An 8,042-nucleotide genomic window follows, 5' to 3' on the forward strand; every position below is an offset into this window, starting at 1 on the left:
ATCGGCATGCCCAGTTCGTCCGGCGGGTACGCCGCACGCAGCATGCCCAGCGTCGCCGGCTGCAGCAGCGCGCCGCACACGCCCTGCACGACGCGCAGCGCGATCACCCAGCCGATGCCGGGGGCGCATCCGATGCCCGCCGACGCGGCCGCGAACCCGAGCATGCCCCAGGCGAACAGCCGCCGGTGCCCGTACCGGTCGCCGAGCCGCCCGGCGAAGACCAGCAGGCTCGCCACCACGATCAGATAGGCGGTGCTGGTCCACTGGGCCAGGGCCGACGACGTGTGCAGGTCGCGCTGGAGCGCGGGCAGGGCGATGGTCAGGACCGTGCCGTCCAGGGCGACGAGGACGGCGCCGACGACGCTGCCGGCGAGCGTGACGCGGCGGTGCGCGCGCGGGCTCATCGGGCCGCCGGGCCCAGATGGGCGTCGAGCACCGAGGCGAGGAGCGGCTCGATGTCGTCGGCGCCGACGGCGAGTTGCAGACTTCCCCAGCCCCACAGCTGTGCCACCCCGTGCAGGTTCGCCCACAACGCGCCCGCCACGACGCCGGGTTCCGCATCCGGGCGGGCCGCGGCGACCAGGTCCACGAGCATGCCGAAGAGCGGCAGGCTGGTCTCGCGCAGCCCCAACGTGCCGCTTTCCAGCAGATCGTGACGGAACATCAGCTCGTACATGCCGCAGTGGTCCGCGGCGAACTGCAGGTAGGCGCGGGCCAGCGCGGCCACTTGGCCGCGCGGCTCCTGCTCGGCCGCGCCGACCGCTTCCTTCGCCCGAGCGCCCAGGTCAGCGAACCCGCGCCGGGCGATCGCCGACAGGAGGTCCAGGTGCGTGGGGAAGTAGCGGCGGGGCGCGCCGTGCGAGACGCCCGCGCCGCGGGCGATCTCCCGGAGCGACAGGGCCGCGGCGCCGTGGGCGTCCACGAGCGCCACGCCGGTGTCGACGAGGCGGTCCCGCAGGGTCGTGCTGCTCTCGGTCTGCATAGACACTGTCTACCTGATCGGGTAGACAGTGTCTACTCGCTGTCCGGGCGGTGCCGCCCTTCAAGGTGGCCGTGATCGCCGCTACGCTGCGCGCCGCCAGTACCGCCGCACGGCCGACGACCGGCAGGGGGTCGCATGATCGACACGACCGACACCGAAATCCCCGGGGGCGACGCGCAACGTCTGCGCCTGGACGTGGAGAAGGGCGGCCTCGGTGTGCTCACGCTGTGCCGCCCGGCGAAGCTGAACGCCTGGAGCTGGGAGTCCAGTCGGCAGCTCGGCGTCATGGCCGACCGGATCCGGTTCGACGACCGGATCCGCGTCGTCCTGCTGCGGGCCGAGGGCCGTGCCTTCTGCGCGGGCATCGACGTGACCGCCCCGGGCAGCGGCATCGAGGGGGAGAGCGGCTCGGCGCGCAGCCACGCCTATTACGAGGGCATCCGCTGGGTGCACGAGCGGTTCGCCGCGTTCGCCCGGCTGCCGCAGCCCGTCGTCGCCGCGGTGCAGGGGTACTGCCTGGGCTTCGGGTTCGAACTCGCGCTGATGGCGGACGTGCGCCTCGCGGCCGACGACGCCGTGTTCGCCCTGCCCGAGGCCCAGTTGGGGGTCGCCGTGGACGCGGGAGGCGATCTGCGGGTCGCGCGCGAGGCGGGCGCGGGCTGGGCGAAGTTCCTCGCGCTCACCGGACGGCGCATCGACGCGGACACCGCGTACCGGCTCCGCCTGCTCCAACAGGTCGTCCCCGGGGAGGAGTTGGAGCGCGCCGCGCGTGACGTGGCGGCCGAGATCGCGGCGAACGCGCCGCTCGCGGTGCAGTCCGTCAAGCGGGACATCGACGCGTACGCCGACGCCGGGCTCGACGCGGCCCTGGACCGGGTGGCGATGAGCGCGGCGCTCACGCTCACCTCCCAGGACGCCACGGAGGGCTTCACGGCGCGGGCCCGGCGCAGGCCGCCGGAGTTCCGGGGCGCCTGACGGGGGCGCCGGTGCGGGTGGGACGAGGCGGGTCGATGATGGTGCCATGACCACTGCATCGTTCGACCCGCGCGCCCTCCTCGCGGAGAGCCGGATCGGGGTCCTCGCCACCCTCAAGTCCGACGGACGTCCCCAACTCTCGCCGGTCACGCCCTTCTACGACCGGGCGACCGAAACGCTGTACGTGTCGATGACCGAAGGCCGCGCCAAGACGGCGAACCTGCGCCGGGACCCGCGCGCCGCCCTGGAGGTCACCCGCGCCGACGGACGGGCCTGGGCCACCGCGGAAGGCTCCGTGACGCTCGTCGGACCCGGCACCGACCCGCACGGCCCGGAGGTCGAGGCGCTGGTCGCGTACTACCGTCAGGCGGGAGGCGAGCACCCGGACTGGGACGAGTACCGGTCGGTCATGGTCGCGGACCGCCGGGTCCTGATGACGATGTTCGTCGACCACGTCTACGGGCAGCGCATCGGCTGACTCCGTCCGCCCGCGGCCTCGGCCGGGCCCGACGCCTCAGCCGGATCCGGCGTCGAACGGCCCGCGCCCCAGCTGTTCGCGCACTGGCGTCACGGGCGCGTTCACCAGGTCCCGCCGCTGCCAGTTCGCGCCGTCCACCACGAGAGTGTGCCCGCTGACGAAGCGGGCGTAGGGGGAGGCGAGGAAGGTGGCGGCCCAGCCCAACTCCCGCGGCGCGCCGACCCGGAGAGCGGGCTGACGCGCGTCGGGGTCCTCGGCGCGGTCCAGGCCGGAACGGATGTCGGCGGTCATGTCCTCGTGCGGCATCAGGCCCGGCACCAGCCCGTTGACCTGGATGCCGTACGGGCCCCACTCCACGGCCAGCGTCTCCACCAGGTTCTTCACGCCCGCCTTCGCCGCCGCGCTGTGCGCGAACCCGGGCCCGCCGGTCCACGCGTACGAGGCGCCGACGGCGATCACCGAGCCCGGCGTGCCCGCCGCGAGGTGGCGGCGGCCGAACTCGCGGGTCATGAAGAACGTACCGTTGAGCGTGATGTCGACGACGGAACGCCATCCGTTCGGGCTCAACTCCTCCGCCGGTACGGGGAAGTTGGCGGCGGCGTTGTTCACCAGCACGTCCGGCGGCCGGCCGTGCGCCGCCGCGGCGGCGTCGAAGACCTCGGAGATCCGCCCCGCGTCCCGTATGTCGCAGGTCGCCGCCGTGACCGGCCCGGCGCCCTCGATCGACGCCAACTCCTCGCGGGCGGGCGCCAGATGCCCCGCCTTGCGGCTGACGATCATCACGGCCGCGCCCAGCCGGGCGAACTCCGCGGCGATCGCCCGGCCGAGCCCGGTGCCGCCCCCGGTCACCAGGACGAGCCGGTCGTCATACGTTCCCGGGGGCAGCGCCGAGGCGCCGGTCGGGGGAGGGGCGGGCAGTCCGTGCGGTGCGCGGGAGGACGTCATGCGGGCATGGATACCGTGTACGGGCTCAACCCTCCATGCCCGTGCGCCACTTCACGCGCCGATGCGCGCACCGCGGGCCCGGGCCACCGCCCGCTCGCCCTCAGGGGAGAAGACCCCGGCGCGGCGCCGCTCCGCCGCCCGTGCCAGATCGGTGTGCAGCAGCTCGGCGTTGAGAGCGGCCCCGGCGCGGTACCCGGCGCTCGCCGCGTTCACCACCTGTTCCGCGGGCCCCGTGGCGTTGCCCACGGCCCAGACGCCGGGCACGCTCGTCAGGCCCAGCGGGTCCACGGCGGCGAAGGGCCCGGCGGGGGTGTCCTCGGTGCGGGCGCCCAGCGAGGCGAGCAGGGCGTCGCGCGGCTTCATGCGCGGCGGCACGACGAGGACCTGGCGCGCGAACAGCCGTCCGTCGGCGAGCCGCACCCCGGTCAGGCGGTCGTCCTCGACGACGAGGCCACCGACCTTCCCGCTGATCACGCCGACTCCGGCCGCCGCCAGCAGCTGCCAGTCGGCGTCCGGGAGTTCGTCCCCGTCGGCGCCGTCGAGGAACAGCGTGACGTCGTCGGAGAGCTGACGGAACAGGAGTGCCTGGTGCGTGCCCGCCTCCTTGGCGTACAGCACGCCGATCGCCTGGTCGCGGACCTCCCAGCCGTGGCAGTACGGGCAGTGGATCACGTCGTTGCCCCAGCGTTCGGCGACGCCGGGGATGTCCGGGAGCTCGTCGACCAGGCCGGTGGCGATCACCAGTCGGCGGGCGTGCACCCGTCGGCCGTCGGCGAGCGTCACGTGGAACTCGCCGGAGCCGTCGGGCTCGGCCGCCGTCACCCTGCCCCGGACGAGCTCGCCTCCGTAGCTCTCGACCTCCTGGCGCACCACGGCCAGGAACTCGCCGGGCGGCATGCCGTCGCGGGACGGGTAGCCCTGCATGTGGGCGGCCGGGGCATTGCGCGGCTCGCCCGCGTCGACGACGAGCACGGAGCGGCGGGAGCGGCCCAGGATCAGTGCGGCCGACAGGCCGGCCGTGCCGCCGCCGACGACCACGGCCTCGTAGCTGTCCTTCTCGACCTGCATGGTGACCACCTCGTGTGTGCGGAGAAGTGCGGGGGAGCGCGGGCAAGCGCCTTGTTCCTGAAGGTGCACCCGACGCTGCCGTATTGACAAAGGCCTTTGCTGAAACTGCAATGGATTCATGAAGCAGCACGGCGAGGACCGCACAGAGGACCGCACGCACGACGCACCCGAAGCGAGCATGGATGCCGTCCTGACGGGCGTCGGCCCCAGGCTGAGGGCGCTGCGGAAGGAGCGCGGCGCCACGCTGTCGGGGCTCTCGGAGACCACCGGCATCTCGGTCAGCACGCTGTCCCGGCTGGAGTCGGGCCTGCGCAGACCCAGCCTGGAACTGCTGCTGCCGATCGCCCGCGCCCACCAGGTGCCGCTCGACGAGCTGGTCGGCGCCCCGCCCGTGGGTGACCCGCGCGTGCGCCTGAAGCCGATCCAGCACTTCGGCCGGACGATGATCCCGCTGACCCGGCAGCCGGGCGGCCTGCAGGCGTACAAGGTGATCGAGCCGACCCGGCAGGTCGAGCCGGACCCGCGCACGCACGAGGGCTACGAGTGGATCTACATGCTCTCCGGGAAGCTGCGCCTCGTCCTCGGCGACCACGACGTCGTCCTGGGCCCCGGCGAGGCGGCCGAGTTCGACACGCGCGTGCCGCACTGGTTCGGGTCCACGGGTGAGGGGCCCGCCGAATTCCTGAGCCTCTTCGGTCCGCAGGGCGAGCGGATGCACGTACGGGCACGGCCCACGCGGGGTGCGGCGGACTGACCCGGCGGGGGCATTCCCAGGAGGGCAAGCGACCGCTTAGTATGCGGCTGAACCCGGTACCGGAGCAGCAGTCCGTGGAGGCCCCGCATGCAGGCATGGCAAGTGCACGAGAACGGCGAGCCGAGCGAGGTGATGCGCTTGGAGGAGGTGGCGCGGCCCGTGCCCGGCGACGGGCAGGTCCTGCTCAAGGTGCGCGCCGCCAACATCAACTTCCCGGACGCGCTGCTGTGCAAGGGGCAGTACCAGGTCAGGCCGCCGCTGCCGTTCACCCCCGGGGTGGAGATCTGCGGCGAGACCGAGGACGGGCGCCGCGTCATCGCCAACCCGGCGCTGCCGCACGGCGGCCTCGCCGAGTACGTCGTCGCGGACGGCCGGGCCCTGCTGCCCGCGCCCGACTCCCTCGACGACGCCGAGACGGCCGCCCTGCACATCGGCTACCAGACCGGCTGGTTCGGCCTGCACCGGCGCGCGCACCTCCAGGAGGGCGAGACGCTGCTCGTGCACGCCGCCGCGGGCGGCGTCGGCAGCGCCGCCGTCCAGCTCGGCAAGGCGGCGGGCGCCCGGGTCATCGGCGTCGTGGGCGGCCCCGAGAAGGCCAAGGCCGCACAGGAACTGGGCTGCGACGTCGTCATCGACCGCCGCTCCGAGGACGTCATCGCCGCCGTCAAGGAGGCCACCGGCGGGCGCGGCGCCGACGTGATCTACGACCCCGTGGGCGGCGACGCGTACACCCAGTCCGCCAAGACGGTCGCCTTCGAGGGCCGGATCGTCGTCGTCGGCTTCGCCTCCGGCACGATCCCCAGCCCGGCCCTGAACCACGCCCTGGTCAAGAACTACACGATCATGGGCCTGCACTGGGGCCTGTACGCCACCAAGAACCCCCGGCTGATCCCGCACTGCCACGAGAAACTCACCGAGCTCGCCGCGCGCGGCGCCATCAAGCCGCTGGTCAGCGAGCGAGTCGACCTCACCGACGCCGCGGCCGCCGTACAGCGCGTCGCCGACGGCGTCACGACGGGCCGTGTCGTCGTGATCCCGGGACTGAACGCCCGTACGGAAGGAGCCGCCGCATGACCCTCGACGCCGCGCAACTGCGCACCCTGACCCAGGAGTTCCTGGCCGCGCACCCGCCGGCCGCGACGGCCCGCGAGGACTTCCTGAGCGCCCGCTTCGACGCCGGGCTCGCCTGGGTGCACTACCCGAAGGGCCTCGGCGGACTCGACGCGCCGCGCGCCCTGCAGGCCGTCGTGGACGCCGAGCTGGAGGCCGCGGGCGCCCCCGACAACGACCCGCGGCGCAACGGCATCGGGCTCGGCATGGCCGCCCCGACCATCCTGCGCTACGGCACCGACGAGCAGAAGCAGCGCCTGCTCAAGCCGCTCTGGGTCGGCGAGGAGGTGTGGTGCCAGCTCTTCAGCGAGCCCGGCGCGGGCTCCGACCTGGCCGCGCTCGGCACCCGCGCCGTCCGCGAGGGCGACACCTGGGTGGTGAACGGCCAGAAGGTGTGGACGTCCGGCGCGCACAACGCCCGGTTCGCCATCCTCATCGCCCGTACCGACCCGGACGTGCCCAAGCACCGCGGCATCACGTACTTCGTGTGCGACATGACCGACCCGGGCGTCGAGGTGCGGCCGCTGCGCCAGATCACCGGCGAGGCCGAGTTCAACGAGGTGTTCCTCACCGACGTCCGCATCCCCGACGACCGCCGGCTCGGCGAGGTCGGTGACGGCTGGAAGGTCGCCCAGACCACCCTCAACAACGAACGCGTCGCCATCGGCGGAATGCGTCTGCCGCGCGAGGGCGGACTCATCGGCCCCGTCGTCAAGACCTGGCGCGAGCGCCCCGAGCTGCGCACCCACGACCTGCACCAGCGTCTCGTGAAGCTGTGGGTCGACGCCGAGGTCGCCCGGCTCACCGGCGAACGGCTGCGCCAGCAGCTCGTCGCCGGCCACCCCGGCCCCGAGGGCGCGGGCATGAAGCTCGGCTTCGCCCGCCTCAACCAGGAGATCAGCGGCCTGGAGGTCGAACTGCTGGGCGAAGAGGGCCTGTTGTACGACGACTGGACCCTGAGGCGCCCCGAACTCGTCGACTTCGCGGGCCGCGAGGCCGGCTACCGCTACCTGCGGGCCAAGGGCAACAGCATCGAGGGCGGGACGAGCGAGATCCTGCTGAACATCGTCGCCGAGCGCGTCCTGGGCCTGCCGCCCGAGCCGCGCACCGACAAGGACGTCGCCTGGAAGGACCTCTCCCGATGACCGACCTTCTCTACTCAGAGGACGAGGAAGCGCTGCGCGCGGTGGTCCGCGACCTGCTCGCCGACCACTGCGACGCCACCGCCGTGCTCGCCCGCGTCGAGAGCGACGAGCCGCTCGACCGCGCCCTGTGGAAGAACCTCGCCGAGAGCATGGGCCTCGCCGGCCTCCTCGTCCCGGAGGAGCGCGGCGGACAGGGCGCCTCGCACCGCGAAGTCGCCGTCGTGATGGAGGAGTTGGGGCGCGCCGTCGCCCCGGTCCCGTATCTGACCAGCGCGGTCATCGCGACGGAGGCGCTGCTCGGCTGCGACACCGACGCGGCCGGCACCCTGCTCGCCTCCCTCGCCACCGGCCGCACCGTCGGCGCGCTCGCCATGCCGCTGTCGGCGGCCCCGGGCCAGGAGTTCGGAGACGTACAGGAGGACGGCGGGCGACTCACCGGGCGGGTCGGCGCGGTCGCCGACGCGGGCGCCGCCGACGTGTTCCTCGTGCCCACGGCGAGCGGCCTGTTCGCGGTGGACGCCACGGCCGACGGCGTCACCGTCGCAGCGCAGATCTCCCTCGACCGTACGCGGCCCCTGGCGGCCG

Annotated in this window: 10 protein-coding genes; 6 read left to right on the forward strand and 4 right to left on the reverse strand. The window is 73.7% G+C overall.

The annotated features are described in order from the left end of the window. Together G3I40_RS24705 and G3I40_RS24710 are read right to left on the reverse strand one after the other, a co-directional pair. Positions 1 to 404: MFS transporter (locus tag G3I40_RS24705; protein WP_164304319.1), on the reverse strand; the 404-nt coding region annotated here is incomplete at its 3' end. Continuing rightward, the gene (locus G3I40_RS24710) at positions 401 to 982 is read right to left on the reverse strand and encodes a TetR/AcrR family transcriptional regulator (protein ID WP_164304320.1); all 582 of its coding nucleotides are present in this window, start codon (positions 980 to 982) and stop codon (positions 401 to 403) included. The genes G3I40_RS24705 and G3I40_RS24710, both read right to left, overlap by 4 nt. 135 nt (positions 983 to 1,117) lie before the next feature. On the opposite strand from G3I40_RS24710, the gene G3I40_RS24715 reads away from it, so the two are divergent. Together G3I40_RS24715 and G3I40_RS24720 are read left to right on the forward strand one after the other, a co-directional pair. Further along, the gene (locus G3I40_RS24715) at positions 1,118 to 1,957 is read left to right on the forward strand and encodes an enoyl-CoA hydratase/isomerase family protein (protein ID WP_164304321.1); all 840 of its coding nucleotides are present in this window, start codon (positions 1,118 to 1,120) and stop codon (positions 1,955 to 1,957) included. A gap of 46 nt (positions 1,958 to 2,003) precedes the next feature. After that, positions 2,004 to 2,435 (forward strand): PPOX class F420-dependent oxidoreductase, encoded by a 432-nt coding sequence (locus G3I40_RS24720; RefSeq protein ID WP_164304322.1) that lies wholly within the window; start codon positions 2,004 to 2,006, stop codon positions 2,433 to 2,435. A 36-nt stretch (positions 2,436 to 2,471) separates the two neighbouring features. On the opposite strand, the gene G3I40_RS24725 is transcribed toward G3I40_RS24720, so the two are convergent. Both G3I40_RS24725 and G3I40_RS24730 read right to left on the reverse strand, forming a co-directional pair. After that, a complete protein-coding gene (locus G3I40_RS24725) occupies positions 2,472 to 3,380 on the reverse strand; it encodes an SDR family oxidoreductase (RefSeq protein WP_164304323.1) in 909 nt (302 codons plus the stop codon). Positions 3,381 to 3,431: 51 nt separating this feature from the next. Continuing rightward, positions 3,432 to 4,448, reverse strand: a complete 1,017-nt coding sequence (locus G3I40_RS24730; protein WP_164304324.1) for an NAD(P)/FAD-dependent oxidoreductase — start codon at positions 4,446 to 4,448, stop codon at positions 3,432 to 3,434. 178 nt (positions 4,449 to 4,626) lie between these two features. Between G3I40_RS24730 and G3I40_RS24735 the strand changes: the two genes are divergently transcribed. The 4 genes from G3I40_RS24735 to G3I40_RS24750 all read left to right on the forward strand — a co-directional run. Then, entirely contained in the window at positions 4,627 to 5,202 is a 576-nt protein-coding gene (locus tag G3I40_RS24735) for an XRE family transcriptional regulator (protein ID WP_164304328.1), read from the forward strand. Between the two features lie 87 nt (positions 5,203 to 5,289). Beyond that, complete coding sequence (locus tag G3I40_RS24740; RefSeq protein WP_164304325.1) at positions 5,290 to 6,276, forward strand: NADPH:quinone oxidoreductase family protein; 987 nt, start codon at positions 5,290 to 5,292, stop codon at positions 6,274 to 6,276. Beyond that, complete coding sequence (locus G3I40_RS24745) at positions 6,273 to 7,457, forward strand: acyl-CoA dehydrogenase family protein (protein WP_164304326.1); 1,185 nt, start codon at positions 6,273 to 6,275, stop codon at positions 7,455 to 7,457. Before G3I40_RS24740 ends, G3I40_RS24745 begins: the two co-directional genes overlap by 4 nt. Then, on the forward strand, positions 7,454 to 8,042 hold a 589-nt coding region (locus G3I40_RS24750; RefSeq protein ID WP_164304327.1), incomplete at its 3' end, for an acyl-CoA dehydrogenase family protein. The genes G3I40_RS24745 and G3I40_RS24750, both read left to right, overlap by 4 nt.

Source organism: Streptomyces sp. SID14478 (assembly GCF_010548525.1).
GTDB lineage: Bacteria > Actinomycetota > Actinomycetes > Streptomycetales > Streptomycetaceae > Streptomyces.

Bases quoted from the DNA above. Each gene is read 5' to 3' on its own strand.
- G3I40_RS24710 (WP_164304320.1), bottom strand. From the start codon at position 982: ATGCAGACCGAGAGCAGCACGACCCTGCGGGACCGCCTCGTCGACACC.
- G3I40_RS24715 (WP_164304321.1), top strand. From the start codon at position 1,118: ATGATCGACACGACCGACACCGAAATCCCCGGGGGCGACGCGCAACGT.
- G3I40_RS24720 (WP_164304322.1), top strand. From the start codon at position 2,004: ATGACCACTGCATCGTTCGACCCGCGCGCCCTCCTCGCGGAGAGCCGG.
- G3I40_RS24725 (WP_164304323.1), bottom strand. From the start codon at position 3,380: ATGACGTCCTCCCGCGCACCGCACGGACTGCCCGCCCCTCCCCCGACC.
- G3I40_RS24730 (WP_164304324.1), bottom strand. From the start codon at position 4,448: ATGCAGGTCGAGAAGGACAGCTACGAGGCCGTGGTCGTCGGCGGCGGC.
- G3I40_RS24735 (WP_164304328.1), top strand. From the start codon at position 4,627: ATGGATGCCGTCCTGACGGGCGTCGGCCCCAGGCTGAGGGCGCTGCGG.
- G3I40_RS24740 (WP_164304325.1), top strand. From the start codon at position 5,290: ATGCAGGCATGGCAAGTGCACGAGAACGGCGAGCCGAGCGAGGTGATG.
- G3I40_RS24745 (WP_164304326.1), top strand. From the start codon at position 6,273: ATGACCCTCGACGCCGCGCAACTGCGCACCCTGACCCAGGAGTTCCTG.